The organism is Curtobacterium sp. PhB115 (assembly GCF_003752025.1).
Taxonomy (GTDB): domain Bacteria; phylum Actinomycetota; class Actinomycetes; order Actinomycetales; family Microbacteriaceae; genus Curtobacterium.
In genome coordinates this window covers 142,499-167,742 of record NZ_RJKR01000006.1, presented here as the reverse complement: position 1 = coordinate 167,742, position 25,244 = coordinate 142,499, and the positions used below count along the sequence as shown (strand labels likewise).

The 25,244-nt window shown below is 70.5% G+C and carries 28 protein-coding genes, 1 tRNA gene and 1 riboswitch; of the genes, 11 read left to right on the top strand and 18 right to left on the bottom strand.

Annotation, left to right across the window (positions count from 1 at the left end):
* Positions 1 to 40 precede the first annotated feature (40 nt).
* The 4 genes from EDF19_RS06300 (at position 41) to EDF19_RS06285 (ending at position 3,282) form a co-directional block, all read left to right on the top strand.
* Positions 41 to 319 carry a hypothetical protein gene (locus EDF19_RS06300; protein WP_123680094.1) on the top strand — a complete coding sequence of 93 codons (279 nt, stop codon included), beginning with the start codon at positions 41 to 43 and terminating at the stop codon, positions 317 to 319.
* A complete protein-coding gene (locus EDF19_RS06295) occupies positions 316 to 2,187 on the top strand; it encodes an alpha/beta hydrolase (RefSeq protein WP_123680093.1) in 1,872 nt (623 codons plus the stop codon). The genes EDF19_RS06300 and EDF19_RS06295 overlap by 4 nt, the downstream gene beginning before the upstream one ends.
* A gap of 100 nt (positions 2,188 to 2,287) precedes the next feature.
* Positions 2,288 to 2,734 carry a hypothetical protein gene (locus EDF19_RS06290; protein WP_260216982.1) on the top strand — a complete coding sequence of 149 codons (447 nt, stop codon included), beginning with the start codon at positions 2,288 to 2,290 and terminating at the stop codon, positions 2,732 to 2,734.
* Positions 2,735 to 2,835: 101 nt separating this feature from the next.
* Entirely contained in the window at positions 2,836 to 3,282 is a 447-nt protein-coding gene (locus EDF19_RS06285) for a hypothetical protein (protein ID WP_260216981.1), read from the top strand.
* Positions 3,283 to 3,291: 9 nt separating this feature from the next.
* On the opposite strand, the gene EDF19_RS06280 is transcribed toward EDF19_RS06285, so the two are convergent.
* From EDF19_RS06280 to clpS, 8 genes are all read right to left on the bottom strand, one after another.
* Positions 3,292 to 3,858 carry a YbhB/YbcL family Raf kinase inhibitor-like protein gene (locus EDF19_RS06280; protein ID WP_148071045.1) on the bottom strand — a complete coding sequence of 189 codons (567 nt, stop codon included), beginning with the start codon at positions 3,856 to 3,858 and terminating at the stop codon, positions 3,292 to 3,294.
* Between the two features lie 4 nt (positions 3,859 to 3,862).
* Entirely contained in the window at positions 3,863 to 5,029 is a 1,167-nt protein-coding gene (nagA, locus tag EDF19_RS06275; protein ID WP_123680091.1) for an N-acetylglucosamine-6-phosphate deacetylase, read from the bottom strand.
* Positions 5,026 to 5,433 (bottom strand): YrdB family protein, encoded by a 408-nt coding sequence (locus EDF19_RS06270; protein ID WP_123680090.1) that lies wholly within the window; start codon positions 5,431 to 5,433, stop codon positions 5,026 to 5,028. Before EDF19_RS06270 ends, nagA begins: the two co-directional genes overlap by 4 nt.
* An 8-nt stretch (positions 5,434 to 5,441) precedes the next feature.
* Positions 5,442 to 6,323, bottom strand: coding sequence for a formyltetrahydrofolate deformylase (purU, locus tag EDF19_RS06265; protein ID WP_260216980.1), 882 nt, complete (start codon positions 6,321 to 6,323; stop codon positions 5,442 to 5,444).
* An 84-nt stretch (positions 6,324 to 6,407) separates the two neighbouring features.
* A complete protein-coding gene (locus EDF19_RS06260) occupies positions 6,408 to 7,751 on the bottom strand; it encodes an MFS transporter (RefSeq protein ID WP_260217059.1) in 1,344 nt (447 codons plus the stop codon).
* Positions 7,752 to 7,850: 99 nt separating this feature from the next.
* Entirely contained in the window at positions 7,851 to 8,276 is a 426-nt protein-coding gene (locus EDF19_RS06255; protein WP_148071044.1) for a MarR family winged helix-turn-helix transcriptional regulator, read from the bottom strand.
* Positions 8,277 to 8,339: 63 nt separating this feature from the next.
* On the bottom strand, positions 8,340 to 8,816 hold the full coding sequence (locus tag EDF19_RS06250) for a DUF2017 family protein (RefSeq protein WP_123680087.1): 477 nt from the start codon (positions 8,814 to 8,816) through the stop codon (positions 8,340 to 8,342).
* Positions 8,813 to 9,100 (bottom strand): ATP-dependent Clp protease adapter ClpS, encoded by a 288-nt coding sequence (gene clpS, locus EDF19_RS06245; protein ID WP_123680086.1) that lies wholly within the window; start codon positions 9,098 to 9,100, stop codon positions 8,813 to 8,815. Before clpS ends, EDF19_RS06250 begins: the two co-directional genes overlap by 4 nt.
* Positions 9,101 to 9,137: 37 nt before the next feature.
* Positions 9,138 to 9,223, top strand: a riboswitch (ZMP/ZTP riboswitch).
* Between the two features lie 53 nt (positions 9,224 to 9,276).
* On the opposite strand from clpS, the gene glyA reads away from it, so the two are divergent.
* Together glyA and EDF19_RS06235 are read left to right on the top strand one after the other, a co-directional pair.
* Positions 9,277 to 10,581, top strand: a complete 1,305-nt coding sequence (gene glyA, locus EDF19_RS06240; protein ID WP_395859617.1) for a serine hydroxymethyltransferase — start codon at positions 9,277 to 9,279, stop codon at positions 10,579 to 10,581.
* The gene (locus EDF19_RS06235) at positions 10,578 to 11,510 is read left to right on the top strand and encodes a bifunctional 5,10-methylenetetrahydrofolate dehydrogenase/5,10-methenyltetrahydrofolate cyclohydrolase (RefSeq protein WP_123680084.1); all 933 of its coding nucleotides are present in this window, start codon (positions 10,578 to 10,580) and stop codon (positions 11,508 to 11,510) included. The genes glyA and EDF19_RS06235 overlap by 4 nt, the downstream gene beginning before the upstream one ends.
* 273 nt (positions 11,511 to 11,783) lie before the next feature.
* Here the strand turns inward: EDF19_RS06235 and galK are convergent, their stop codons facing one another.
* Positions 11,784 to 12,920, bottom strand: a complete 1,137-nt coding sequence (galK, locus tag EDF19_RS06230; RefSeq protein WP_123680083.1) for a galactokinase — start codon at positions 12,918 to 12,920, stop codon at positions 11,784 to 11,786.
* Positions 12,917 to 14,014 (bottom strand): galactose-1-phosphate uridylyltransferase, encoded by a 1,098-nt coding sequence (gene galT / locus EDF19_RS06225; protein WP_123680082.1) that lies wholly within the window; start codon positions 14,012 to 14,014, stop codon positions 12,917 to 12,919. The genes galK and galT overlap by 4 nt, the downstream gene beginning before the upstream one ends.
* A 64-nt stretch (positions 14,015 to 14,078) precedes the next feature.
* Between galT and EDF19_RS06220 the strand changes: the two genes are divergently transcribed.
* Entirely contained in the window at positions 14,079 to 14,924 is an 846-nt protein-coding gene (locus EDF19_RS06220) for a DeoR/GlpR family DNA-binding transcription regulator (protein WP_123680081.1), read from the top strand.
* The gene (locus EDF19_RS06215; RefSeq protein ID WP_123680080.1) at positions 14,921 to 15,853 is read left to right on the top strand and encodes an aldose 1-epimerase family protein; all 933 of its coding nucleotides are present in this window, start codon (positions 14,921 to 14,923) and stop codon (positions 15,851 to 15,853) included. The genes EDF19_RS06220 and EDF19_RS06215 overlap by 4 nt, the downstream gene beginning before the upstream one ends.
* A gap of 120 nt (positions 15,854 to 15,973) precedes the next feature.
* Here the strand turns inward: EDF19_RS06215 and EDF19_RS06210 are convergent, their stop codons facing one another.
* The 4 genes from EDF19_RS06210 to EDF19_RS19075 form a co-directional block, all read right to left on the bottom strand.
* Positions 15,974 to 16,294 (bottom strand): hypothetical protein, encoded by a 321-nt coding sequence (locus EDF19_RS06210; RefSeq protein WP_123680079.1) that lies wholly within the window; start codon positions 16,292 to 16,294, stop codon positions 15,974 to 15,976.
* Positions 16,295 to 16,510: 216 nt separating this feature from the next.
* A complete protein-coding gene (locus tag EDF19_RS06205) occupies positions 16,511 to 17,260 on the bottom strand; it encodes an SGNH/GDSL hydrolase family protein (protein ID WP_185022715.1) in 750 nt (249 codons plus the stop codon).
* A gap of 122 nt (positions 17,261 to 17,382) precedes the next feature.
* Positions 17,383 to 17,455: transfer RNA gene (locus EDF19_RS06200), tRNA-Lys, on the bottom strand.
* A gap of 52 nt (positions 17,456 to 17,507) precedes the next feature.
* On the bottom strand, positions 17,508 to 17,669 hold the full coding sequence (locus EDF19_RS19075) for a hypothetical protein (RefSeq protein WP_185022714.1): 162 nt from the start codon (positions 17,667 to 17,669) through the stop codon (positions 17,508 to 17,510).
* Positions 17,670 to 17,794: 125 nt separating this feature from the next.
* On the opposite strand from EDF19_RS19075, the gene EDF19_RS06195 reads away from it, so the two are divergent.
* The 3 genes from EDF19_RS06195 to EDF19_RS06185 all read left to right on the top strand — a co-directional run bounded on the left by EDF19_RS06195 (position 17,795) and on the right by EDF19_RS06185 (position 20,462).
* Positions 17,795 to 18,424 carry a DNA-directed RNA polymerase subunit beta gene (locus tag EDF19_RS06195; protein WP_123680077.1) on the top strand — a complete coding sequence of 210 codons (630 nt, stop codon included), beginning with the start codon at positions 17,795 to 17,797 and terminating at the stop codon, positions 18,422 to 18,424.
* 494 nt (positions 18,425 to 18,918) lie between these two features.
* Complete coding sequence (sigK, locus tag EDF19_RS06190; protein ID WP_123680076.1) at positions 18,919 to 19,518, top strand: ECF RNA polymerase sigma factor SigK; 600 nt, start codon at positions 18,919 to 18,921, stop codon at positions 19,516 to 19,518.
* Positions 19,515 to 20,462 (top strand): anti-sigma factor domain-containing protein, encoded by a 948-nt coding sequence (locus EDF19_RS06185; protein ID WP_123680075.1) that lies wholly within the window; start codon positions 19,515 to 19,517, stop codon positions 20,460 to 20,462. The genes sigK and EDF19_RS06185 overlap by 4 nt, the downstream gene beginning before the upstream one ends.
* A 272-nt stretch (positions 20,463 to 20,734) precedes the next feature.
* Here the strand turns inward: EDF19_RS06185 and pstB are convergent, their stop codons facing one another.
* From pstB to pstS, 4 genes are all read right to left on the bottom strand, one after another.
* Positions 20,735 to 21,514 (bottom strand): phosphate ABC transporter ATP-binding protein PstB, encoded by a 780-nt coding sequence (gene pstB, locus EDF19_RS06180; RefSeq protein ID WP_123680074.1) that lies wholly within the window; start codon positions 21,512 to 21,514, stop codon positions 20,735 to 20,737.
* A 47-nt stretch (positions 21,515 to 21,561) separates the two neighbouring features.
* The gene (pstA, locus tag EDF19_RS06175) at positions 21,562 to 22,647 is read right to left on the bottom strand and encodes a phosphate ABC transporter permease PstA (protein ID WP_123680073.1); all 1,086 of its coding nucleotides are present in this window, start codon (positions 22,645 to 22,647) and stop codon (positions 21,562 to 21,564) included.
* Between the two features lie 13 nt (positions 22,648 to 22,660).
* The gene (pstC, locus tag EDF19_RS06170) at positions 22,661 to 23,611 is read right to left on the bottom strand and encodes a phosphate ABC transporter permease subunit PstC (protein ID WP_185022713.1); all 951 of its coding nucleotides are present in this window, start codon (positions 23,609 to 23,611) and stop codon (positions 22,661 to 22,663) included.
* 204 nt (positions 23,612 to 23,815) lie between these two features.
* The gene (gene pstS / locus EDF19_RS06165) at positions 23,816 to 24,922 is read right to left on the bottom strand and encodes a phosphate ABC transporter substrate-binding protein PstS (protein ID WP_123680072.1); all 1,107 of its coding nucleotides are present in this window, start codon (positions 24,920 to 24,922) and stop codon (positions 23,816 to 23,818) included.
* Positions 24,923 to 25,244: the final 322 nt, after the last annotated feature.

The window sequence follows — 25,244 nt, the reverse complement described above, 5'->3', positions numbered from 1 at the left end:
GCTGATATGTTGGCCTCGACGAACGAGTCGAGGGGGCGACATGGGGGATCTGACGGTCGACCTGCGGGTGATGCAGGAGGTGTCGAGGGCGGTCGAGCACGCAGCGGCGGAGTTCCGCGCGGAACGACCGTTGTCGAGTGCGGACGACGGTGCCTTCGGCTCCGGCACGGTGTCGACGGCCTTCACCGCGTCGGCCACCGCGCACGACGCGATGACCCGTTCACTGGGCGACGACGCGGACACACTGTGCGGCTTCGTGTCCGATGCGGCCGATGCCGTGCTGCGCGCCGATGCCGAGCTCGCCTGGGGCGTGCGGTGACCGCGGATCCGATGGCGGGTGACCCGGACGGCATCAAACGCATCGCTCGCCTGCACGAGGACCACTCCGATGCCGTCCGCGAGGGTGCCCGCCACGTCCTCAGCGCGGCGGAGTCGGCATCGTCAGGGTGGGCTGGAGCGGCGCAGCGGCAGTTCCTCACGACCGCCGCCACCGTGCCGGCGAGCGCCCAACGCATCGCCGGGCGGCTGGACTCCGCGGCGACGGCGCTCGCCACCTACGCCCGCGAGGTGCAGCAGATCCAGGACGAGGCCGCCCGGGTGCAGACGACGCTCCGGGACACCGCTGCGGACATCGACGCCAACGGCCGAGCGATCCGCGACGCGGCCGTGACGGCTGCGAGGGCGGACGCGGTCGATTCAGACGACGCACTGCTGCGCCAGTTGCAGCGCAGTGGCGTCTGGCTGGCCGACGTCGAGTCGAGGTTGACGGCGCAGTGGGACGAGCTCGTCGCCCGCCGTGCCGACGCCGACCGTGCGGCTGCCTCGGCGCTCGAGGACCGGTCGGTGCTCGGCACGCTGGTGTCGGCCGCAGTCATCGCGGCGATGAGCGACGGGCAGTTCCTCACCTGGCTCGGCACCCTCGATCGGGAGACGATCGCTGTCCTGCAGGACGACGAGCGGATCGGCGAGCGTCTCGCCGGCCTGGGCTCTGCGGCGGTCGCCAGCTGGTGGCACGCGATGTCCGGACCCGACGGTGCTCCGTCTGCCGCACAACGAGCGTTCATCGCAGCACTGCCAGCGGTCATCGGGAACCGCAACGGCGTTGCCTACTGGGCGCGGGCCAGGGCGAACAGGACCGTCCTGGGGAAGCGCCTCGCGCACGCTGAGCGGCAGGCGGCGCTCTGGCGGAGACGACGGGACGCCGCGAGGACGCCGGCCGAAGCGGCCGCGGCCCGAGAGCAGCTGCTCGTGTGGGAGCGTCAGCGCGACGGGTACCGGAACATCCAGGACACGCTCGAAACCTCCACGGTGTCGTTGGTCTCGCTCGTCGACGACCGGCCCCCGCTCGCGCAGATCGTCGTCGGTGACCTCGACCGGGCCGCGCACGTCAGCGTGATCGTGCCGGGCATGAACACCGCCACGTACCAGGACGGCACGGTGCAGAACTACGCCGCGATCGCGATGGGGATGTGGGCCGCGCAGGTCCGCGTGTCCGGTGCCCGCCGCAGCGACGTCGCCGTCCTGTCGTGGATCGGCTACCACCCGCCGATGGCGGACGATCCGTCGTTCGCGACCGTGATCGGGAACGACCGTGCGAACGCGGGTGCCACTCGGCTGGTGGCCGATCTCGACGGGTTCCACGCGGCACGCGCCGCCGCCGGACGCGACACCGACCTGACCGTGATGGGCCACTCCTACGGCACGACCGTCGCGACGATCGCCTTGACGAAGACGCACGCCGACCACGTGGTGCTGCTCGGCTCAGCAGGCGTCACCGACGTCGCGCCGAACGCTTCCGCGCTCCGCGTACCCGACGGCGAGGTGTTCGCGACCCAGGGGGCGAAGGACGGCTGGGCCGTCACCGGGCAGAACCTGTCCGGTCGGCGGGATCCGACCGAGTCGTCCTGGGGATCGCACGAGTTCAGTTCGGAGACCGAACGGAGCGGTGGGCAGACCCTGCACGGTGTCACCCACCACGGCCCGTACGACGGTGAGAACGCCGACGGCCGGTACTCGTACTTCGACAACCGCACTACCGCCCAGGACAACGCGGCCCGAGCCGCGATGGGGCTCGGCGGCGAGATCCCCGAGCAGGGCGGCCCCTTCGACCGGATGCGGCAGCAGACGGAGGACGACTGGCTCATGTTCGGCTGGCAGACAGGACTCACCGGTGACCCGAGGCTCTGAACGACGGCTCCGTGCCGCAGCCACCAGCGTCGCGATTGCTGCGCTCCTGACCGGGTGCGCCGGTTCCTCCCCGTACTCCCCGATGCAGAAGGACAGGTCGATGAACGTCGAAGAGTCACACCAGGACGTCCTGGACATCTTCGCCGCGGTGCAGTCCGTCGTCGGGGCGGACGGTTGGGGAGATGACGACCCCGGGTGGAACCTGTGTGGGAGCGGTGGCGAAGACGCGGCGCAGTACACCTACGCCAGTACCCGAAGGCTTCCGCTTCCCGGCACACCGGACGAGGTCGCCGCACGGTTCGTGAAGGCCCTCGCGGCGATCGGCTACGAGGGTGCGCGCGTCGAGCACGACACGGAGCTCACGCCGGAGCGGACGGTGATCAGCTACCCGAAGGGCTACCTCCGCGGGACCGCGGGGGACGGGTTCGCCATCTTCTTCCAAGCCTTCGAGTCGTACGTCGATGTGTCCATCGATGGCCACTGCGTGCCCGGCAGGACCCCGAAGTTCGGGGAACCGCTCAACCCACGCCCCACCGACCTGCCGTGACGGAGCGATGGCTGCGTGCCGCAGCGGCCAGCGTGGCGGTCGCTGCGCTCCTGACCGGGTGCGCCTCAGCTCCCTACTCCCCGATGCAGAAGGAGACGACGATGAACGTCGAAGAGTCACACCAGGACGTCCTGGACATCTTCGCTGCTGTCCGGTCGGCCGTCGGCGAGGACGGTTGGGGCGATGACATGCCCGCTTGGCTCCGCTGCGGCAGCCGTGGTGCGGAGGCCTCCCAGTACTCGTACTCGGCCAGTAGACGTCTCCCGCTCCCCGGCACACCGGACGAAGTCGCCGAGCGGGTCGCGAAGGCGCTCGCCGCTATCGGGTACCACGGTGCACGCGTCGAGCACGACGCGACGCTCACGCCGAGGCGGACGGTCATCGGCTACCCGAACGGCTACCTCGGCGGGACCGCAGGGGACGGTTTCGGCATCGGGTTCCAGGTGTTCGACTCGTACGCCGATGTGTTCATCGATGGACACTGTGTGCCGGGGCGCACCCCGAGGTTCGGGGAGCCGCTCAACCCACGCCCCACCAACCTGCCGTGACGGACCCGATCAGCGGTTCTCGTACGTCCCCTCGAGACGAGCACGACCGATCACGCGACCGGCCATGGCCCCGACCGCGTCGGCGAGCGTGAACGCGTCCGGGAGCTCGATCCGCTCGTCGAGTGCGAACAGCTGGAAGACGTAGGAGTGCGGCCCGTGGGAGCGGATCGGGAGCGGTCCGGCGTAGCCGCGTCGTCCGAGTGCGCCCTTGCCGTGGACCAGCCCGGGGACGGGACTGGGCTGGGCGAGTCCGTTCTCCGGGATGCTCCGGAGCTCCGGGTCGATGCCGACGGTGAGACCGTGGGTGGCGGGCCTGCCGAACGGCACGTCGGGGTCCTGTACGACGAGGACGAGTTCCCGCGCGCCGAGCGGCGGGGCGGTCCACACGAGGGCGGGGGAGATGTTCGGACCGCGCAGCCTGCCCCTGTGCCGCTCGGGGATCGGCGTGCCGTCGTCGAACGCCGGACTGGCGAGGGTGAAGGTCTCGTCGACCTGCAGGTCCGGATCCGCCCAGGCGAGGGTGTGCTGGCCGGCTCGTCGGTTGCGCAGCAGGTGTCCGATGGGGTTCGTGGGCATCACGTCAGCCGAGCTCTCGGCCGTCGGCCCACACCCGCTGCACCTCGAGCGACGGCGACAGCGCCACGAGGTCCGCCGCGTACCCCGGCGCGAGCCGACCCAACCGGTCGCCGAGCCCGAGCGCACCGGCCGGCACACTCGTCAGGGCCGCGACGGCCTCGGGCAGTGTCCGTCCGGCGAGCCCGACCGCGTTCCGCAGCGCCACGTCCTGGGTCAACGTCGAGCCCGCGATGGTGTCGGTCCCGGCGACGTGCGCGACACCGCCCGACACGGTGACGTCGAGCGACCCCAGACGGTAGGACCCGTCGGCAGCGCCGGCAGCGCCCATCGCGTCGGTGATGAGCGCGACCCGGCCCGGGGCAGCACGGAACAGCGTGTCCGCCACGACGGGGTGCACGTGGACGCCGTCGAGGATCAACTCGAGCGTCACCCGGTCGTCGGCCACGGCCGCGCCGATCGGCCCGGGCGCCCGGTGGTGCAGGCCCGGCATGGCGTTGAACGCGTGGGTCAGCAGGGTCGCCCCGGCGTCGAACGCGGCGCGGGCCTGGTCGAGGGTGCCGACGGTGTGGCCGACGGCGACGGTGACCCCGGCAGCGACGAACCGGCCGACGGCGTCGAGTGCGCCTGGGAGTTCAGGGGCGATGGTGACCTGGCGGATGACGTCTTCGCCGGACTCGAGCAGTGCGGACACCGCCGACGGCGACGGGTCGACCAGGAACGACTCGTTGTGGGCGCCCTTGTTGTGCGGGGACAGGAACGGCCCCTCCAGGTGCGCGCCGAGCACGAGCGCGTCGTGGTCCATCACGGAGCGGACCCGTGCGAGCGACGCCGCGAGGTCCGGGAGCGGGTTGGCGACGAGCGACAGGACCGAGCGGGTCGTGCCGTGCGCTCGGTGCATCGCGAGTGATTCGGCGAAGGAGTCGTCCTCGTAGGCCTCGGTCGCCCCACCGTGCCCGTGCAGGTCGATGAACCCGGGCGTCAGGATCGCGTCGCCCAGGTCGACGACCTGGTCGGCTGCCGGGGCCTCGGGGCCGGAACCGACCGCGTGGACGGTGTCACCGACGATCAGGACCCAGCCGTCCGCCGTGGACCCGGCCGCGTCGACGACGCGGGCTGCGCGCACCAGGGTGCGTCGGGCCTCCCGGCCGGTCTGGAGGCCCGTGGCGGTCACGCGGTCTCCCTGCGGAACGCGACGACGCCGCTCAGGGCGGCGATCACGATGAAGACGAGGCCCACGACCGGGTGGCCGATCGCGATCCAGCAGCCGCCTGCGGCGACGACCAGGGCGACCTCGACGATCGTCTTGCCGACGACGTCGGTCTCGATCGGGGAGGCGGGCGAGCGGAAGAAGTACCAGACCACGGCGGCGAAGACCGGAGCTCCCACCAGGAAGAGGATGCTCGGCATCGGGTACGGCCACGCGATGTAGCCCCAGTAGGCCAGGGAGAGCAGTCCGAAGGCGCAGACGATGATCCGGAGGACGCGCCAGCCGTCGAACTGCCGCCGAGGCTTCCCGACGGCTGAGGGATCGGGGACTTCTCCCCAGTCGACGGGGGACTTCGGGGCGTTCGTCATGATGTTGCCTACTTGAAGATGATGGTGCGGGCGCCGTCGAGCAGGACACGGTCCTCCGCGATCCAGCGCACCGCCTGGGTGAGGGTGCGGGACTCCTCGTCCTGGCCGATGGAGACCAACTCGGCGGGGTCCTTCGTGTGGTCGACGCGGACGACGTTCTGCTCGATGATCGGCCCCTCGTCGAGGTCGCTCGTCACGAAGTGCGCGGTGGCGCCGATGAGCTTCACGCCGCGGGCGTGCGCCTGGCGGTAGGGGTTCGCCCCCTTGAAGCCGGGCAGGAACGAGTGGTGGATGTTCACGGCGCGCCCCTCGAGCGCCGCGCAGAGCTCCGGCGACAGGATCTGCATGTAGCGGGCGAGGACGACGAGTTCGATGTCGTGCTCCTCGACGGCCTCGAGCACGCGGCGTTCCATCTGCTGCTTGGAGTCGGCGTCGGTGACGGGCCGGTGCTCGAACGGCACCGAGTAGAACGACGCGAGCTCGGACAGGTCCGGGTGGTTCGACAGGACGAGCGGCACCTCGATCGGCAGCTGACCGCCGCGCTGGCGGTAGAGCAGGTCGTTGAGGCAGTGCCCGGCCTTCGACACGAGCACGAGCGTGCGCAGCGGGCGACCGACGACGTCGAGCTGGACGCGGGCGTCGTAGCGTGCGGCGACGGGGGCGAGGGCAGCCTCGAAGGTCGCGCGGTCCACGGGCGCCATCACCTGCAGCCGCATGAAGAAGGTGTTCGTGTCGACGCTCGAGAACTGCTGCGACTCGGTGATGTTGCCGTTCGCGGCCACGACGGCTCCGGAGACGGCGTGCACGATGCCGGGCTGGTCGTCGCAGACGAGCGTCAGGGTCCAGTGCGTGGGGGTCTGCTCGGGCTGCGCAGGCGTCGGGTCGGTCACCGGATCAGGGTACCCGGCGCGGCGAGCGCGGTGCTTCGTGAGCAGAAATGGTCGAGTGCCGTCACACGACCCGACCAATTCTGCTCACGAAGCGGGCGCGGCGGCGGGCGTTCGGAGGCGCCGGTCGGCCAGGGTCAGGGCGGTCAGGAGCACCGCGACACCGACGATCACCCACGCGAGCACGTGCAGGTCCGGCGTGGTGGGGGCCTGCCCGAACACCCCGCCGATCAACGACGACGCCGCGATCGCGCCGATGTACACGGCGGTGCGCGAGAGCCCCGCCGCGGTACCGATGTACTCCGCGGGGACGAGGCGGTACAGCGCTGCCTGGTTCGACACCGACGCCAGGGCCTGCGGGACACCGAACAGCGCGGGAGTCAAGGCGAGGAGCACGATCGGCGACCCGGTGTGCAGGAACAGCAGGAGCGCCCCGCCGACGATCGGCACGACTGCGGCGACGATGAGTGGTCCGCGCACGGCGGTCTTCCGGGCGACGACGAACGACGCGACCCCGGCGACGATCGCGGCCGGCAGCTGGATGTACCCGGCGACGTCGCTCGAGTACCCGGCGACGTCCTGCACCCACTGCGAGAACCCGTAGGTCATCGTGTAGGCGAGCAGGTAGGTCAGGAACAGTCGGACGTAGGTGCGGGAGAGCGCACCGTTCCGCGCGAGCATCCGGACGTCCACGAACGGCCGCGTCGCCCGCAGTTCCCACAGGACGAGGGCGACGAGCAGCACGATCGCCACCGCGAGCAGCCACCAGAGCCCGGCGGACAGGTCGAGCAGGAAGACGAGCAGCGCCGAGACGGTGCCGGTCATGAGCACCATGCCGAGCGGGTCGAGCGCCTGCAGGACCGGCAGGGTCGCGTCGTCTCGGGGGCGCAGCCGGTCGGACGGCAGCCAGAGGGACGCGACGACGATCCCGAAGGCGGCGAGCGGGACGTTCACCAGGAAGATCGCGTGCCAGCCGAAGGCCGCGATGAGCGCGCCGCCGAGGGGCGGGCCGGCAGCAGCGGACACGAGGGACGTGATCGACAGCGCGCCGAGCACGAGCGGGGGCGTCGGCTTGCCGATCCGGGCGGAGTGCTGCCGCAACGTGGTGAGCGCCGCCGGGTACGCCGACGAGGTCCCGATGCCGATGAGGACCCGTGCGAAGACCGCGCCGCCGAACCCGGTGAGGAACTCGGGCACCACTCCGGCGACGCCGACGATGACCAGCCCGGTCAGGAACACCTTCTTCGGGCCGAAGCGATCGGCGAGCTTGCCCATCGTCGGCTGCGCGATCGCACTCGCCAGGTACAGCGCGGCGACCAGCCAGATCGCCTGCGCGGCACCGATCCCGAGGTCGCGGGAGATGGGCGCCAGGGCGACGGACACCATCGTCGTGTTGATCGGGTTGAGGAGCGGGCCGACGAGGACCGGGATGAGGAGCTTCGGGCCGAAGCCGCTGCCGCTGCCGGATGCTTCCGGGTCGACGGCGGGGGTGGGAGTGGTCGAGGTGGGCGTGAGGGTGCTTCTTCCGGGTCAGCGTTCGGTGAGCGGCACGAGGATCGCGATGGCCCGGGCGACGGTGTCTCGGTCGTCGTCGGCGAGCCCGTCGAGCCGGTCGGCGAGGACACGCGTCCGGGAGGCCCAGGCATCCGCGCGTGCGCGGGCACCGTCGTCGGTCGCGTGGACCAGCGAGCGGCGGCCGTCGGCGGGGTCGGGTCGGCGTTCGACGAGGCCGAGGTCCTCGAGCGCTTGGACGGTGGCGCCCATGGACTGCGGTCGGACACCCTCGGCGCGGGCGAGGTCGGCGACGGTCGTCTCGCCGTACCGGAGGAGCCGGCCGAGTGCTGCGGTCTGGGACGCCGTGACCTCGTCCGCCTGGCCGGTCAGGAGGGTGCGGCGGATCCGGCCGTACAGCGTCAGCAGGTCGCTGGCGAGCTCGGTCTGGTCCGGTGTACCCATGCCGTCACGGTACTCCTTCGACAGGAGGACTTGCAAGGCATCCTTCCGACCACTCGCTCCGGGTCAGGCGCCGCCGGTCATCGTCGTGATGAGGTGCTCCTGGACGTACCCGAGCCAGTCGTAGACGTCGCGGAGTCCGACGCCGGAATCGGCCGCGACCGAGCGCTCCTCGTCGCCGGCGTCGACGATGCCGAGCCGGTCCGCGATCGTCAGCCGCAGGTCGGTCAGGGTGCGGAGCCAGGCCTGTTCGTCCTCTGCGCCGAGGGCACCGTCGCGGGTGCCCGTCAGCCACTCGTGCACCGTCGTCGCATTCGTCGTCTTCTGCGTCAGCAGGTCCGACTGCGTGTACTTCCGGAACTCGGCGCTCGCGTCGTCGTCGTCCGGGTAGGCGTCGGGGAACATCCGCTCCGCGACGGGATCAGCGGACAGGTCGCCGTCGAGGACCTGCCGCAGCTGCTCGGTGAGCGACGTGAGCATGCCGCGCTCGCCGGCGGACATGGCGAGGTGCACGCCGTCGGCGCGGCGGACGAACGGGATCACGCTTCGGGGGCCTTGTCGACGGTCGCCTGCAGGCCGTACCCGTGCATCGACTGCACGTGGGCTTCCATCGCCTCGCGCGGGCCGGTGGCCACGATCGCCCGGCCCTCGTCGTTGACCTGGTGCATCAAGCGCTCCGCCTTGTCCCGCCCGAACCCGAAGTGCTGCTGGAAGACGTAGGTGACGTACGACATCAGGTTCACCGGGTCGTCCCACACGACGGTGACCCACGGCGAGTCCGTCCGGGCACTCGTGCGCTCGTCCACGTCAGGCGACAGCAGGGTCATGCATCCAGGGTGACACAGGCCGGACGGCTCGGTACGATCGTCACGTCGCGACTGGCGTTGGATGGGTCACCATCGGGGAGCGACACCTGACACGGTGCGCGGCCGTACGCCTGGGCTGCACCGACCGATCGTCCGTGCGCGACCTCCCGGTCGTCGCCATCTCACGTAGGAGAACCGTGTCCATCACCGATCTGCCCCCCGTGGCCGCCGCCGTCGACTCCGACCGCGCAGCCTTCAACGCCCCCCTCAGCGAGGTCGACCCCGAGATCGCCGCCGTCCTGCAGCAGGAGCTCGGCCGTCAGCGCGACTTCCTCGAGATGATCGCGTCCGAGAACTTCGTGCCCCGCGCCGTGCTCGAGTCCCAGGGCTCCGTGCTCACCAACAAGTACGCCGAGGGCTACCCGGGCAAGCGCTACTACGGCGGCTGCGAGTACGTCGACATCGCCGAGTCGCTGGCCATCGAGCGCGCCAAGAAGCTGTTCGGGGCTTCCTACGCCAACGTGCAGCCGCACTCCGGTGCGACCGCGAACGCCGCCGTCCTGCACGCCATCGCCACCGCGGGCGACACCATCCTCGGCCTCGAGCTCTCGCACGGTGGCCACCTCACCCACGGCATGAAGCTCAACTTCTCCGGCCGCATCTACAACGCCGTCTCGTACGGCGTCGACCCCGAGACGTTCGAGGTCGACTACGACGACATCCGCGCCAAGGCCGTCGAGCACCAGCCGAAGGTCATCATCGCCGGCTGGTCGGCGTACCCCCGTCAGCTCGACTTCGCGAAGTTCCGCGAGATCGCGGACGAGGTCGGCGCGAAGCTCTGGGTCGACATGGCGCACTTCGCCGGTCTCGTCGCCGCTGGTCTGCACCCGTCGCCGGTCCCGCACGCCCACGTCGTCTCCTCGACGGTGCACAAGACCCTCGCCGGTCCCCGCTCCGGCCTGATCCTGTCGAACGACGAGACCCTGTTCAAGAAGCTGAACTCGGCCGTCTTCCCCGGGCAGCAGGGCGGCCCGCTCATGCACGTCATCGCGGCGAAGGCCACCGCGTTCCTGCTCGCCGGCACCCCGGAGTTCAAGGACCGTCAGGAGCGCACCATCCGTGGCGCCCAGGCCCTGGCCGCCCGCCTCACCGCTGACGACGCCAAGGCCGCCGGCATCGACGTCCTCACCGGCGGCACCGACGTGCACCTGGTGCTGGTCGACCTGCGCACCTCCGAGGTCGACGGCAAGCAGGCCGAAGACCTGCTGCACGACGTCGGCATCACCGTGAACCGCAACTCCGTGCCGTTCGACCCGCGTCCGCCGATGGTCACCTCGGGTGTCCGCATCGGTACCTCGGCGCTCGCGACGCGTGGCTTCGGCGACGCCGAGTTCACCGAGGTCGCGGACATCATCGCGCTGACCCTCATGCCGAACCCGGACATCGCGGCGCTCTCGGCACGGGTCAAGGCCCTGACCGACGCGTTCCCGCTCTACGCGTGAGCGGCGCTGTGGCGTCCCTCCCCCGGGAGACCTGGAACGGCGAGGGCTCTGCGGTCCGCATCGACGGCACCGCCCTCGCCGCCAGGACCCTCGAGGAACTCCGGCTCCGGATCGACCGGCTGCACGAACACGGCATCCGACCGGGCCTCGGCACGATCCTGGTCGGCGAGAACCCGGGGTCGCTGTCGTACGTGGCGGGCAAGCACCGCGACTCGGCGCAGATCGGGCTGGACTCGTACCGGATCGACCTGCCCGCGACGGCGTCGGCCGCGGACATCCGCGCCGCGATCCTGCAGATGAACGACGACCCCCGGGTCACCGCGTTCATCGTGCAGCTCCCGTTGCCCGAGGGCATCGACCCCACGCCGATGCTCGAGCTGATGGACCCCGCGAAGGACGCCGACGGCCTGCACCCGACCAACCTCGGTGAGCTCGTGCTCGCCGTGCCCGGTGGCGCCGGCACGATCGACGCCCCGCTGCCCTGCACGCCGCGGGGCATCGTCGCGATGCTCGAGGCGTACGACATCCCGATCCGCGGCAAGCACGTCACGATCATCGGTCAGGGCCTGACGGTCGGCCGTCCCCTCGGTCTGCTGCTCACGCGGCTCGAGGCCACCGCGACGCTCACGCACTCGTTGACGGCGGACGTCGCGGCGGAGTGCCGTCGCGCCGACATCGTCATCGCCGCAGCGGGGGTCGCCGGGCTCGTCAAACCGGACTGGGTGCAGCCCGGAGCAGCCGTCATCGACGTGGGCATCACCCGCGTCGTGAACGAGGAGACCGGCAAGGCGAAGCTGCACGGCGACGTCGACCCTGCGGTCGCGGCCGTCGCCGGCTTCATGTCGCCGGTCCCCGGAGGCGTCGGCCCGATGACCCGCGCGATGCTCATGAAGAACGTCGTCGAGGCTGCGGAGCGCCACCTGAAGTAGCGCGCGTTCGCATCGTGAGCAGAAATGGTCGGGTCCCGTCGCGGGACTCGACCATTCCTGCTCACCAGATGCGGCCAGGAGGCGCGGCTCGCCCCCGCCCGTGGGTTCCGGGGACGAGTGCGGTGCCAGCGCCAGTGCTACGGTCACCACGACCGTCGATCCTTCGCGCTGAGCGACAGTTCACGGGGCGTGGGCCGCGTGGACTGTCGCTGAGCGCGAAACCCGAGCGCGAAACTTGGGCGCGAAAGCCCGACCGCGAGCGCCTCGCGGCACTCAGTCCCGGCGGGCGCCCTGCGCGGCGTGCACCGTGAAGACGTTCGGCTCGCGGTACCCAGCGCTCGCGAAGGCGGCGGTGACGGCCGCGGTGATCGCACCTCGCGATTCCCGGTCGACCAACGCGATCGCCGCCCCACCGAACCCACCACCGGTCATCCGCGCGCCGACGGCGCCCTGCTCGACCGCGGTCGCGACGGCCAGGTCGAGCTCCGGCACGGAGATCTCGAAGTCGTCGCGCATCGACTCGTGCGACGCGACGAGCAGCGACCCGATCGCGCGCGGACCCTGCTCGCGCAGCGTCCGGACGGTGTCGAGGACGCGCTGGTCCTCGGTCACGACGTGCCGCACGCGGCGGAAGGTCTCGTCGTCGAGCAGTTCCTGCGCCCGCGGCAGGTCCTCGACGCTCAGGTCGCGCAGGGCCTCGACGCCGAGCACCTGCGCGCCCTTCTCGCACGAGGCCCGACGCGCCGCGTAGCCGCCGGTGGCGTGGGCGTGCTCGACGCGGGTGTCGATGACCAGGACCTCGAGCCCGTTCGCCTCGAGCGCCAGGTCCACCACGGCGGTGTCGAGCGTGCGGCAGTCGAGGAACACGACGGCGTCCTGCTCGCCGAGCAGCGAGGCGGACTGGTCCATGATGCCGGTCGGCGCACCGACGGCGTGGTTCTCGGAGTACTGGCCGACACGGGCGAGCGTCTTGCGGTCGAGCCCGAGCTCCCACAGGTCGTTGAAGGCGAGCGCGACGCCGCACTCGATCGCAGCGCTGGAGGACAGGCCCGCCCCGACCGGCACGTCGGACTCGATGAACACGTCGAACCCGGTCTTGTCGGACAGGTCGGCACCGGCCTGCTCGCGCAGCGCCCAGGCGATGCCGAAGACGTACGCCGACCAACCGTTCATCGCGTCGGGCGACAGGTCGTCGAGCGACAGCTCGAGCACGGCGCCGGTGTCGAACGCGGACGAGACGCGCAGCAGACGGTCCGGCCGCGGCGCGATGGACGCGGTGGTGCGGCGGTCGATCGCGAACGGCAGGACGTAGCCGTCGTTGTAGTCGGTGTGCTCGCCGATCAGGTTGACCCGGCCGGGGGCGGAGTACCGCACCGTCGGCTCGTACCCGTAGACCTGCTGGAACGTCATGCGCGCTCGACTCCTTGTCGGATGAACTCGGCCGCCTTCTCGGGCACGAGGTCCCCGATCCAGGCGCCCATGGCGGCTTCGCTGCCGGCCAGGAACTTCAACTTGTCCGCCGCACGACGCGGCGAGGTGATCTGCAGCATCAGCCGCACGGTGTCACGGGCGACGTGCACCGGTGCCTGGTGCCACGCGGCGATGTACGGCGTCGGGTCGCCGTAGAGCTGGTCGATGCCCCGCGTGAGGCGCAGGTGCATGTGTGCGAGCTCGTCCTTCTCGGCCTCGGTGAGGCCGGCGAAGTCGGGGACGTGGCGGTGCGGCAGCATGTGGATCTCGATGGGCCAGCGTGCTGCGAACGGCACGAAGGCCGTGAAGTGCTCGCCCTGCAGCACGACCCGCTCGGACGCCCGCTCGTTCGCGAGGTGCTGCTCGAACAGGTCCGGACCGAAGCGCTCGATGGACTCGAGCAGGCGCTGCGTCCGGGGCGTGATGTACGGGTACGAGTAGATCTGGCCGTGCGGGTGGTGCAGCGTGACGCCGATCGCCTCGCCCCGGTTCTCGAACGGGAACACCTGCTGGATGCCGGGCATCGCGGAGAGCGCGGCGGTGCGGTCCGCCCAGGCTTCGACCACGGTGCGGGCGCGTGACTCGGAGATCGACGCGAACGAGCCCTCGGTCGCGGGGGAGAAGCACACGACCTCGCACCGGCCGACGCTGCGGAGCTGGCGGTTCAGGCCGACGTCCGACAGGGACTGCAGCGAGGACGGGGCGTCGTCGGCCTCGAGCGCCGGGCCGAACGACGGCGAGCGGTTCTCGAACACGGCGACGTCGTAGCGGCTCGGGATCTCGGAGGGGTTCTGCGGCGTCTGCGGCGCGAGCGGGTCCTGGTCGGCGGGCGGCAGGAACGCGCGGTTCTGCCGGCTCGCGGCGATGGAGACCCACTCGCCCGTCAGGACGTCCTGGCGCATCCGTGCCGTCTCGGGCCGCGGGTCGAGCGCACGCTCGTCGATCGCACGGTCGGCGGGCAGGGTGGTGTCCGCATCGTCGAAGTAGAAGAGGTCGCGGCCGTCCGCGAGCTTCGTCACGCGCTTGGTGATCACCGACCCAGCCTAGCGCCCGTCCGAAGCGTTGCGAAAGACATCGGAAGCAAGCGAAACTGAGCACATGACGGACGACGACATCTCCTTCCTCGCCGGCGCGCTGCCCGCGCCGCTGCGTCAGGACCGCATCGTCTCGATCGTCGAGGGCGCGCCGGGCATGGTCCGCACCGCCGCGTTGGCAGCGTCGCTCGGTACCAGCGAGGTGACCGTCCGGCAGGACCTCGCCGTCCTCGACCAGGAGGCGCGGATCCGTCGGGTGCACGGCGGTGCGGTCCGCCTCGGGGCCGGTTCCGGCGAGCGACCGTTCGAGGAGACCGCCGTCGAGCACCAGGTCGCGAAGGCCGCCATCGGCCGCGCGGCCGCGGCACTCGTGCGCTCCGGCGAGTGTGTCGTGCTCGACGTCGGCACCACCCCGGCCGCCGTCGCCGAGGCCCTCGTCGCGCGCACGGACCTCGTCGACGTCACCGTCGTCACGAACTCGCTGACCACGGCACTTACCCTCGAGCGCGCCGTGCCGCGGTTCACCGTGATCGTGACCGGCGGCACGCTCCGACCGCTGCAGCACTCCCTCGTCGCCCCGTTCAACGGTGCCGTCCTGCCGATGATCGCGGCCGACGTGGTCTTCCTCGGGGGCACCGGCGTCGACGTCGCGCACGGCCTGACCAACGTGAACCTGCCCGAGACCGAGGCGAAGCGGATGCTCGCCGCCACCGCTCGGCGTACGGTCGTGGTCGCGGACGGGTCGAAGTTCGGCCGGGCCCACATCGGGGTCGTCCGCGCGCTCGAGGACATCGACGTCGTCGTCACCGCCGAGGCCGAGGCCCACGCGGTCGCCACGATCCGGGCGGCCGGGGTCGAGGTCGTCGTCGCGGACGGCGAGGACACACCCGGAAGGAACCGAACCCCATGACCGCAGCACCCACCGGTGGTCAGTACCGCCTGCACCACGCCGGACCCGACGGCGTCGTCGAGGCCGTGGTCACCGAGGTGGCGGCCGGCATCCGCGAACTCCGTGTCGCCGGCTTCGACCTGACGGAGCCGTTCCCCGTCACGGAGCAGCCGCCCGGGGCGAACGGCATCGTGCTCGTTCCCTGGCCGAACCGCGTCGGGGGTGGCGTGTGGCAGCTCGACGGCAAGGCGCAGCAGCTCGACATCTCGGAGCCGAAGTACGGCAACGCCTCGCACGGGCTGCTCCGCTTCGCGCCCTACCGGGTGGTGTCGCAGACCGAGACGGGCATCGTGCAGGAAGCCACGATCCATCCGCAGCACGGTTGGCCGTTCACCCTCGAGACCCGGGTGCACCACGAGCTCGTCGACGACGGCATCCGGGTGACGCACGAGATCACGAACCGCTCGGCGGTCAGGGCGCCGTTCGCCGTCGGCGCGCACCCGTACCTGCGAGCCGGTGACACCCCGGCCGAGGACCTCGTCGTCCGGCTCGACGCCGCGACCGCCTTCACGGTGGACGAGCAGAAGGTGCCGAACGGGTCCGTGCCGGTCGAGGGGACCGACTTCGACCTGCGCCAGGGCCGTCGAGCCGGCGACTCGGACCTCGACACCGCGTACTCCGACATCACCCCGGACGCCGAGGGGATCCGCCGCACGACGATGCACGGCCCCGAGGGCGACGGGGTCGAACTGTGGCAGGACGCCTCGTTCCCGTACGTGCAGGTGTTCACCTCTCGCGAGTACCCGCGCGGCGACGGGAAGGGCCTGGCTGTCGCGGTCGAGCCGATGACCGCCCCGGCGAATGCGTTGAACTCCGGCGAGGGCCTGCGCTGGCTCGAGCCCGACGAGACCTGGACGGGCACCTGGGGCATCCGCCGCGTCTGGTCCTGACCAGGCTCGCTGACGACGAAGGCCCCACCGGACGTCCGGTGGGGCCTTCGTCGTGCGGTCGAGGGCCGCTGGAGGCGCTGTGGGCGCTGTGGATGCTGCGGGCGCTGCGGATGCTGTGGGTCAGCCGCGGCGCATGCGGAGCGCTTCGACCGCGAGGGACTCGCTGGCGTACCGGCCGACCTCGTGCGCCCATGCCGGGTCGTCCCCGCGCAGGGCGATGAAGTCCTTGCGCTGGCGGCACACGTAGCCGAGCACGGCGGTGGCGTTGGCGACCTCGATGAAGTCCTTGCGGATGTGGCGGGTCGTGACCTGGGCGTTCCGGCGGAGCGTGTCGAGCAGGAGCTCGTTGCTCATCGTCGTGTTCGTCGCGGCTACGAGCTCGACGATGCGGCGCGCGTCACCGGTCGTGCTGGTCTGCGTGGCTTCGATGGGCTCGATCACGGTGTACCCCGTTCGTTCGTGGTGGTGCTGTTCCTGCAGGATCCGGTGATCGGATCCGGGAACGACACTATCGGCGTCAGCCCAACAGTCGGCTGGACGTCCACTGGGGTGTGCAGGGGAACACCCATGAGCCTGCTGGGGACGACTTGTACCCCGGTGTCGTTCGCGGGTCGACCGTCCGGCGTGGCGGCGGCCGTCAGTCGCGAGGATCAGCCGTCAGGCGCACTGCTCGCCGTCGGCCGGGGTCGCGAGGGCGTCCAGTGACTCCTCGATCCGGTCGGCGAGGTACTGGTACCCGGCGTCGTTCAGGTGCGCCCCGTCGGAGGCCGCGTAGCCAGGGCTGTTCATCGAGGTGAACCACTGGCCGCCGAGCGCGTCGATGTACGGCACCCCAGCTGCTGCCGCTCCCGCCGACACCGAGGCCGCGACACCGACCGTGGAGCTCGCCCACGGCTGCGGCGCGGAGGGGCCGACCGCGACGACGACCGCGTCGGGCCAGGTCTGCTCGGCCGTACGGAGGGTGCGCTCGACGGTGGCCTGCAGCTTCTCCGAGTCGACCAGCCAGTCGTTCTGGCTGCCCTGCACGATGACGAGCTGCGGGTCGAACGCGGCGTGCCGCTCGATGCGCGGCCCGAACGTGTAGTGCGAGGAGCCCGTGCGGCCGGTGTCGACGTAGCCGGTGCCGGGGTAGCCGTCGATCTTCGCGTTCCAGTCACGGTCGGCGGCGATGTCCTGCGCCCAGCCGTGCACTCCGCTGGTCGAACCGCGGCCCGAGGTGTACGAGTCACCGACGATGAGGACGTCGGTGCCGGGGGCGATCGCGTCGGCGACCTCGGCGGCGGAGACGCTCGTCGAGGTGGACGTGGGCTGGCAGGCGCTCGACACGGTCGGGAGGATGACCAGGAACGCGCTGACCCCGAGGGCCATCGCGCCGAGCGCGATGCCGGGGAAGAGTCGTCGTGCCATCCGCCACATCCTAGACAACGGACGACGTGCAGACCCCGAACGCCCTGGGCGAGGCTGAGAAGTGGGCCCCGTGGGGCTCGAACCCACGACCCTCGGATGAAGAGCCGGCGTTCAGGAGGCGGTGGGCCCCGTGGGGCTCGAACCCACGACCCTCGGATTAAAAGTCCGGTGCTCTACCAACTGAGCTAGAGGCCCTCACCCGCAAGGCTAGCGGGTGAGGGCCTCTGGGAAGTACCGGGTGTCCGGGTCAGCCGCGGCGCCCGGTGAGCGAGCGGACCAGCCACAGGACGACCGCGATGACGAGCAGCACGATGCCGACCCAGAGCAGGAACTTCAAGCTCGCGGCGAAGCCACCGACGAACAGCAGGATGACCGCGATCACGGCCAGGATGATGAGCAGGGGGTTCATGAGAGTCCTCTTCCTTCGCGTGCGGGAGGAGCGCCTCCCGAACAGAGACCGTACGCGCGACGGAGCGGTTGCGTTCTGGGCGAACGGCGGGCGGGCGTGTCACCGGCCGTGCCTACACTGCTGCGGTGCCTCGCGATCACCACCGTCCAGTCCACTTCACCGACGCCGAGTTCGCTGCCCTGCAGGGTGGTGAAGACCCGGCCGTGGTGAACCGCGTCGCGCACGAGACCGCGAACGCACTGCTCCACCGTGTGCGCGAGGACCCTGACCCCGCCGTGGTCGAGCGCCTCGTGACCTACACCGACGTGCACGGCATCGACGCGATCGCCGAACTGTGGGCTCGTGTCGGGGCCCACACCCTGCCGGGGGCACTGTGGCGGGTCTACCTCGTCCGGACGGTGATCCGGCAGAACCCCGAGGAGATCGCCTACCTGTTCGAGCGTGGCACCGAGCGCATCGGCACGATCGACCAGGCGGTCGCGGGTGCCGAGCAGCCGACGGGCCCCGCCGAGATCCTGACCCTGGCGGACCGGATCCTGCACGGGCTGTACACGGGCGACTTCGCGGTGGCGCTGGATCGCGGGGCGGCGTTCTGCCGACTGACCGCCGCCGGTGCGACCGCGGTGGCGGACGATGCCGACCTGACCGCGGGGGAGCGCGCGAGCGAGTTGACGACGAGGGCGCTCCGGTTGTCGGAGCTGGCGGCCGACCTGACCGAGGCGGCGGCGCTCTGGCGTCGCGACAGCCTGGACTAGCGGGCGACCCGCCGGACGCGCACCGCACCTCCAGGCCGGAGCCCGACGACGAACGCGACCGGCCAAGAACACGACCGGGCAGAGAAAGACCGGGCCGCAGAAGCGCCTCTCGGCGCGAGGCCGCTCGAAGCGGCGAATTTTGGAGCCCGGGGCTTGCTGCGGCCCGGCGACGTCGAGTCTACGAGACCTCGGCTGTGCTCGCTGCCCTGTTCACTCTCGGTGGACAGATCCGGCCCCGGGCGTGCCAGCGGGACGACCGGTCCGGGCAGGTTCTGCAACCTGATCCAATCCGCACCGGGCAGGGCACCGAATCATCAGCGTGACGGACTTGATGACCGTCGCACAAGAGAGGCCCAGCGTGACCCGGGCCGGCTTCCGCCGGTCAAATCCCTGTGGGTCACGCTGGCCCTCTCGTCTCGACCGCCGACGCGGCGGTCCTGTCGTACCCAGGTCGCAAACGGCCACCCGAGCAACCGAGAGGAGTGAAACCTGCAATGCTTGCCCTCGTGGATAGCGACACCGAACGCTGGAGCTCGTCAGAGCCCGCTCAGGCATCGCCGGACGACCTCTTGTCTCGGGTCGCTGCTGGCGACCAAGCCGCCTTCTCGGACCTGTACGACGCACTCTCCGGCCGGGTCCTCGGACTCGTGACACGCCTCCTGCGGGATCGCGCACAGTCGGAAGAGGTCACGCAGGAGGTCTTCTTGGAGGTCTGGCAGCAGGCCACCAGGTTCGACCGGAAGCGTGGCACCGCCTCCAGCTGGGTCCTGACCATGGCGCACCGCCGAGCGGTCGACCGGGTACGGGCCTCACAGTCCTCGCACGACCGAGACACGAAGATCGGCATCCGCGATCTCGAGGCCGGGTTCGACCAGGTCTCCGAGTCCGTGGAGATCCGGATCGAGCACGAACGTGTCAGCCGGGCCCTCGCGAAGCTCACCGAGTTCCAGCGACAGGCCGTGCAACTCGCCTACTACGGCGGCTACTCGCACAGCGAGATGGCCGAACACCTCGGTGTCCCCATCGGCACCGTCAAGACCCGTCTCCGTGACGGGATGATCAGACTCCGCGACGAAATGGGGGTGGCCTCGTGACCGAACGACACGACGACCCCGCTCTGCTCACGGGCTCGTACGCACTCGACGCTCTCTCCGACGACGAGCGTGCGCTCATCGAGGACGCGCTCCGGACGTCGCCCGAACTCCAGGCCGAGGCCGACTCGCTGCGCGAGACCGCGCTGCAGCTCGCCTACGCCACGGCTCCGGTCGAGCCGCCGGCGGCGCTCAAGGCGTCGCTGCTGGCTCAGATCGCCTCGACCCCGCAGGCCGCGCCGATCGTCGACACGACGGTCGACTCGACTCCTGTCACCTCGGCTCCTGCTGACTCGGCAACCGTCGGCTCGGCTCCCGCAGGCTCGGCTCCTGCCGGCTCGGCTCCTGCTGACTCTGCACCCGTCCTGGAGGCCCGTCCCGAGCCCGCCAGGCACGTCGCCTCGATCGCGGACGGCTCCACCGCCGGTGGCCGCGCGACCTCCGAGGCCCGCCGCCGCTGGTTCCAGCGTCCGGCAGTCATGCTCACGGCCGCCGCTGCCGTCGCCGCGGTCTTCTTCGGAGGGCTCGGGGTCGGATCGGTGTTCGACCCGAACGACTCCGGCCCGGGCACCACGCAGGCGTCCAGCGGTCTCGACCGGATCTACGCCGCGTCGGACTTCCAGCGCAGCACCACCAAGGTCGAGGGCGGCGGCACGGCCACGGTCGTGTGGTCGAACGACCTCGGCAAGTCCGCGGTCATCCTCGACGGCGTCGCCCAGGCGCCGAAGGGCAAGACGTACGAGCTCTGGTACATCGGCTCGGAGGACGAGGGCGGTTCGATCACCGCCGCCGGGCTGATGGACGGTGTCGCCGACGGCGTGCACTCCGCGGTCCTCAAGGGCTCGCTGTCCGACGGTGCGACGATCGGCATGACCGTCGAGCCGGCCGGTGGTTCGGAGCAGCCGACGACGACGCCGATCATGGCGGTCCCGACCACCACCGCCTGAGGCTCTTCCCGGAAGGTGCTCACGCAGTCGATGCGTGGGCACCTTCTGTCGTTCCACGAGACGATCGACGCGTGCTCTGTCGGAACATGCGCACGCAACTCCTGCGTGCGCATCGAGCGACGAACCACGAGACGATCGACGCGTGCTCTGTCGGAACATGCGCACGCATCCGCCACCGCGATCCCCAGCGCGACCACGAAGGCCCGGTGCGCGTCCGTGGCGGACGTGCACCGGGCCTCCAGGCTGCCGTCAGTGCGACGGACTGACAGCGATCACCCGAAGCGACCCGAGACGTAGTCCTCGGTCGCCTGCACGGACGGGTTCGAGAAGATCGTCGCGGTGTCGTCGAACTCGATGAGCTTGCCCGGGTGCCCGGTGCCCGCGATGTTGAAGAACGCGGTCTTGTCGCTGACGCGCGATGCCTGCTGCATGTTGTGCGTGACGATCACGATCGTGAACTCCTTCTTCAGCTCCTCGATCAGGTCCTCGATGGCGAGGGTCGAGATCGGGTCGAGCGCCGAGCAGGGCTCGTCCATCAGGAGCACGTCGGGCTGCACCGCGATCGCACGAGCGATGCAGAGACGCTGCTGCTGGCCGCCGGACAGGCCCATGCCGGGCTTGTCGAGGCGGTCCTTGACCTCGTTCCAGAGGTTCGCGCCCTGCAGGGAACGCTCGACGATGTCGTCGGCCTCGGACTTCGAGACGCGCTTGTTGTTGAGCTTCACGCCCGCGAGCACGTTGTCCTTGATGGACATCGTGGGGAACGGGTTCGGACGCTGGAAGACCATGCCGACCTGGCGGCGGACGAGCACGGGGTCGACCCCGGCGCCGTAGAGGTCGTCGCCGTCGATCTTGACCGAGCCCTCGACCCACGCACCGGGGATGACCTCGTGCATGCGGTTCAGGGTGCGGAGGAAGGTGGACTTGCCGCAGCCGGACGGGCCGATGAAGGCCGTGACGGTGCGGGGCTCGATGGTGATGTCGACACCCTCGACCGCCTTGAACTTCGAGTAGTAGACGTTGAGGCCGTCGACCTCGATGCGCTTGGACACGTTGATCCTTCTGGGTGGGTGGTGACGCTGGACCGCGGGGGCGGAGGTCAGCGGCTGAGCTTGGGGGCGAAGAGGCGGGTGACGAACCGGGCGAGCAGGTTGAGCAGCATCACGATCAGGATGAGCACGAGTGCGGCGGTCCACGCCCGGTCGACGAACGGCACCGGGTTGGCGCCCTGCTGCGAGTACTGCGTGTACGCGTACACCGGCAGCGTCATCATCGGGTTCTTGAACAGGTCGTAGTTCATGCTCGCGGTGAAGCCTGCGGTGACGAGCAGCGGGGCCGTCTCGCCGATGACGCGGGCGATGGAGAGCATGACGCCGGTGGTGATGCCGGCCAGGCTCGTGGGGAGCACGACCTTGAGGATGGTCAGGTACTTCGGCACGCCGAGGGCGTACGAGGCCTCGCGGAGCTCCATCGGCACGATCTTCAGGACCTCTTCGGTGGAGCGCACGACGATCGGGATCATCAGCACCGACAGGGCGACCGAGCCGACCAGGCCGAAGCGGGCGCCCGGGCCGAGGAACAGCGCGAAGAGCGAGTAGGCGAACAGACCGGCGACGATCGACGGGATGCCCGTCATGACGTCGACGAAGAACGTGATGCCCTTGGCGAGCACCCCGCGGCCGTACTCGACCAGGTAGATCGACGTGAGCAGGCCGATCGGCACCGAGATGAGCGCCGCGAAGAGCGTGATCTCGAGCGTGCCGATGAGGGCGTGGATCGCGCCGCCACCCTCGGAGATGACGCCGCGCATCGAGTACGAGAAGAAGTTCGCGTCGAAGCGGGCGAGGCCGTCGGCGAGCACCGTCCAGAGGAGCGACACCAGGGGCAGCACGGCGATGACGAAGGCGGTGATGACGAGGGACGTGACGAGCCGGTCGACCGCCTTGCGGCCACCCTCGACGATGCGGGAGACGACGACGATGAGCACGTCGAACAGGACCGTGCCGAGGAAGATCGCGGCGACGACGTTGAAGTCCTTGACGGCGCCACCGGCGTTGAGCAGTGCGAAGACCAGGACGAGCGCGACCCAGCTGCCGACGAGCAGCAGCCACGGCACCGAGCGGTGCAGCTTGCCGTTCGCGTAGACGTTGCCGGCCGCGGTGGGCTGGCGGAGAGCGAGGGACATCGGGGGTGACCTCTCAGCTGACTCGGCTGCGGACGATGTACCGCGCGAGCATGTTGATGACCAGGGTGATGACGAAGAGGATCAAGCCCGTCGCGATGAGGGCGTTCAGTGCCGTGCCCGAGGCTTCGGCGAACTGGAGCGCGATGTTCGCGGCGATCGTCGAGGGGTTCTGCGACGTCAGCATCTGGAACGTGACGTTCGTCGACACCGACAGCACCAGGGCGATCGCCATCGTCTCGCCGAGCGCACGGCCGAGGCCGAGCATGATCGCGGACACGATGCCGGACTTCGCGAACGGCAGCACCGAGAGGCGGATCATCTCCCACCGGGTCGCACCGAGCGCCAGCGCGGCTTCCTCGTTGAGGGTCGGCGCCTGCAGGAAGATCTCGCGCATCACGGCGGTCATGATCGGGATGGCCATCACCGCGAGGACGATCGAGGCGGTCAGGATCGTGCGACCGGTGCCGGAGACCTGCCCGGAGAACAGCGGGAACCACCCGAGGTACTCGTTCAGGAAGGCGTAGAAGGGCTTCACGAACGGCGCCAGCACGACGATGCCCCAGAGGCCGTAGACGACCGACGGGACCGCTGCGAGCAGGTCGATGACGTAGCCGAGCACCGGGGCGAGCCGTCGCGGTGCGTAGTGCGAGATGAAGAGCGCGATCCCGAGGGCGAGCGGCACGGCGATCACGAGCGCGATGAGCGCGGACCAGACGGTGCCGAAGACCAGGGGGCCGACGTAGTCCCAGAAGTTCGTCGCGCTGTTCGGCAGCTCGCCGACCTTGGCGGAGAACGCGGGGATGCTCTGCCAGACGAGGAACGCCGCGACGAGCACGAGCACGAAGAGGATCAGGCCGCCGGCGATGACCGAGGCGGCGGAGAACACCCGGTCGCCGATGCGCACGACGGGCTTCGGCTTGGTCGGGGTGACGGTGGCCCCTGGCTGGGCCGGTGCGGTCGTCATGGGACTCCTGTCGGAGGAACGCCGGGGGAGGCGACGGGTTCGGGTGGTGGTGCGGGGTGGCGCGGGCTGCTGCGGCGGTGCGAACTGCGGCGGTGCTGCGGTGCTGCGACTGCGGTGCTGCGGCCGCGCCGCTTGCCTCGTGACGGGCAAGAGCCCGGACGCCGGTCGAGTGGGTGGGACCGGCGTCCGGGCGCGTGCGGGGTGTTACTTGATGGAGTCGACCGCGGCAGCGGCCTTCTTCGCGAGGTCGGACGACAGGGCGGCCGACTTGGCCTCCTTCGCCGCGGCGTCCTGCGCCTCGCCGGTGACGACGTAGCTCAGGTAGCCCTTGACCAGGTCGGCCTTGTCCGAGTCCTTGTACTCCTGGCACGCGATGGCGTAGGAGACGAGGACCAGCGGCCATGCGCCGTCGGCGGTGTCCTTGCGGTCGATGTCGATCGCGAGGTCGTTGTCCTCGCGGCCCGAGGCCACCTCGGAGTCGGCGACGACCTGCGCGGCGCCGTCGGCCGAGATCTCGGTCGCCTTGTCGCCGACCATCAGCTTCGCCTTGTCGAGGTCACCGGCACCGGAGTCGTCGATGTAGGTGATCGCGTTGGAGGCGCTGGCCATCGCCGAGGCGACACCCGAGGTGCCCTTGGCGCTGTCACCGACGGAGTACGGGAAGGTCTGGCTCGGCTCCTCGGTCCACACGTCGGAGGCGTTCGCGGAGACGTACTCCGAGAAGTTCTGCGTGGTGCCCGAGTCGTCGGAGCGGTGCACGACCGTGATGTTCGCGTCCGGCAGGTCGACGCCGTCGTTCAGGTCGGCGATCTGCGAGTCGTTCCACTTGGTGATCTTGCCCGAGAAGATGCCCGCGATGGTCTTCGCGTCGAGCGTCAGGTCGCTGACGCCGTCGACCTTGTAGGCGATGGCGATCGGGGAGATGTACACCGGGATGTCGATGGCCTTGGTGTCGGCGTTGCACAGCTCGAAGGAGCTGGCGAGCTCCTCGTCGTTCAGTGCGGCGTCGGAGCCGGCGAAGTCCGCGGCACCCGAGATGAAGTTCTTGCGGCCTGCACCCGAACCGTCGGGCGAGTAGTTGACCGTGACGCCCGAGGCCTTCTCCTGGAAACCAGCGGTCCAGGTGGCCTGCGCGGTCTGCTGCGCCGACGAGCCGGAGCCGGTCAGGGTGCCGGAGAGGCTCGAGTAGTCGTTGCTGCTCGTGGAGGAGGTCTCGGTGCTGCCCGAGCCCTCGTTCGCCGCGCACGAGGAGAGCACGACTGCGCCGGCGATCGCGATTGCTGCGATCGAACCGATTCGCTTGATGTTCACAGGGGTCCCTTCGGGATGGGGTGCAGTGGGACCACTGCGGTCCCTGGGCCGGTGCCGACCCGGGAGCGACTGTAGGGACGCGAGGTGACGGGGATCACCCGCCCCGGTGAACGGAAGGTGAACGAGGGGTTGTCCCGGCCGGGGAGGCGTGCGCGGCGTGCGTCCGCGGAGCAGGATCGGGGCTCCGTGCGTGGGCGCGTGCGCGCGTTCGTGCGTGGGTGCACGGCTGCGCGGGTGCTTGGGTGCGTGGGCGCGTGGGCAGCTGCGCGCGTTCGTGGCTGCGTGCGTTCGTGCGTTCGATCGGCCTGGAGGCGCGGATCGC

Excerpts from the sequence above, each read along its gene's own strand:
- EDF19_RS06300 (WP_123680094.1), top strand. The coding sequence starts at position 41 with ATGGGGGATCTGACGGTCGACCTGCGGGTGATGCAGGAGGTGTCGAGG.
- EDF19_RS06290 (WP_260216982.1), top strand. The coding sequence starts at position 2,288 with ATGAACGTCGAAGAGTCACACCAGGACGTCCTGGACATCTTCGCCGCG.
- EDF19_RS06285 (WP_260216981.1), top strand. The coding sequence starts at position 2,836 with ATGAACGTCGAAGAGTCACACCAGGACGTCCTGGACATCTTCGCTGCT.
- EDF19_RS06280 (WP_148071045.1), bottom strand. The coding sequence starts at position 3,858 with ATGCCCACGAACCCCATCGGACACCTGCTGCGCAACCGACGAGCCGGC.
- EDF19_RS06270 (WP_123680090.1), bottom strand. The coding sequence starts at position 5,433 with ATGACGAACGCCCCGAAGTCCCCCGTCGACTGGGGAGAAGTCCCCGAT.
- EDF19_RS06255 (WP_148071044.1), bottom strand. The coding sequence starts at position 8,276 with ATGGGTACACCGGACCAGACCGAGCTCGCCAGCGACCTGCTGACGCTG.
- clpS (WP_123680086.1), bottom strand. The coding sequence starts at position 9,100 with ATGACCCTGCTGTCGCCTGACGTGGACGAGCGCACGAGTGCCCGGACG.
- galK (WP_123680083.1), bottom strand. The coding sequence starts at position 12,920 with ATGACGTTCCAGCAGGTCTACGGGTACGAGCCGACGGTGCGGTACTCC.
- EDF19_RS06220 (WP_123680081.1), top strand. The coding sequence starts at position 14,079 with ATGACGGACGACGACATCTCCTTCCTCGCCGGCGCGCTGCCCGCGCCG.
- EDF19_RS06215 (WP_123680080.1), top strand. The coding sequence starts at position 14,921 with ATGACCGCAGCACCCACCGGTGGTCAGTACCGCCTGCACCACGCCGGA.
- EDF19_RS06205 (WP_185022715.1), bottom strand. The coding sequence starts at position 17,260 with ATGGCACGACGACTCTTCCCCGGCATCGCGCTCGGCGCGATGGCCCTC.
- EDF19_RS19075 (WP_185022714.1), bottom strand. The coding sequence starts at position 17,669 with ATGAACCCCCTGCTCATCATCCTGGCCGTGATCGCGGTCATCCTGCTG.
- sigK (WP_123680076.1), top strand. The coding sequence starts at position 18,919 with ATGCTTGCCCTCGTGGATAGCGACACCGAACGCTGGAGCTCGTCAGAG.
- pstA (WP_123680073.1), bottom strand. The coding sequence starts at position 22,647 with ATGTCCCTCGCTCTCCGCCAGCCCACCGCGGCCGGCAACGTCTACGCG.
- pstC (WP_185022713.1), bottom strand. The coding sequence starts at position 23,611 with ATGACGACCGCACCGGCCCAGCCAGGGGCCACCGTCACCCCGACCAAG.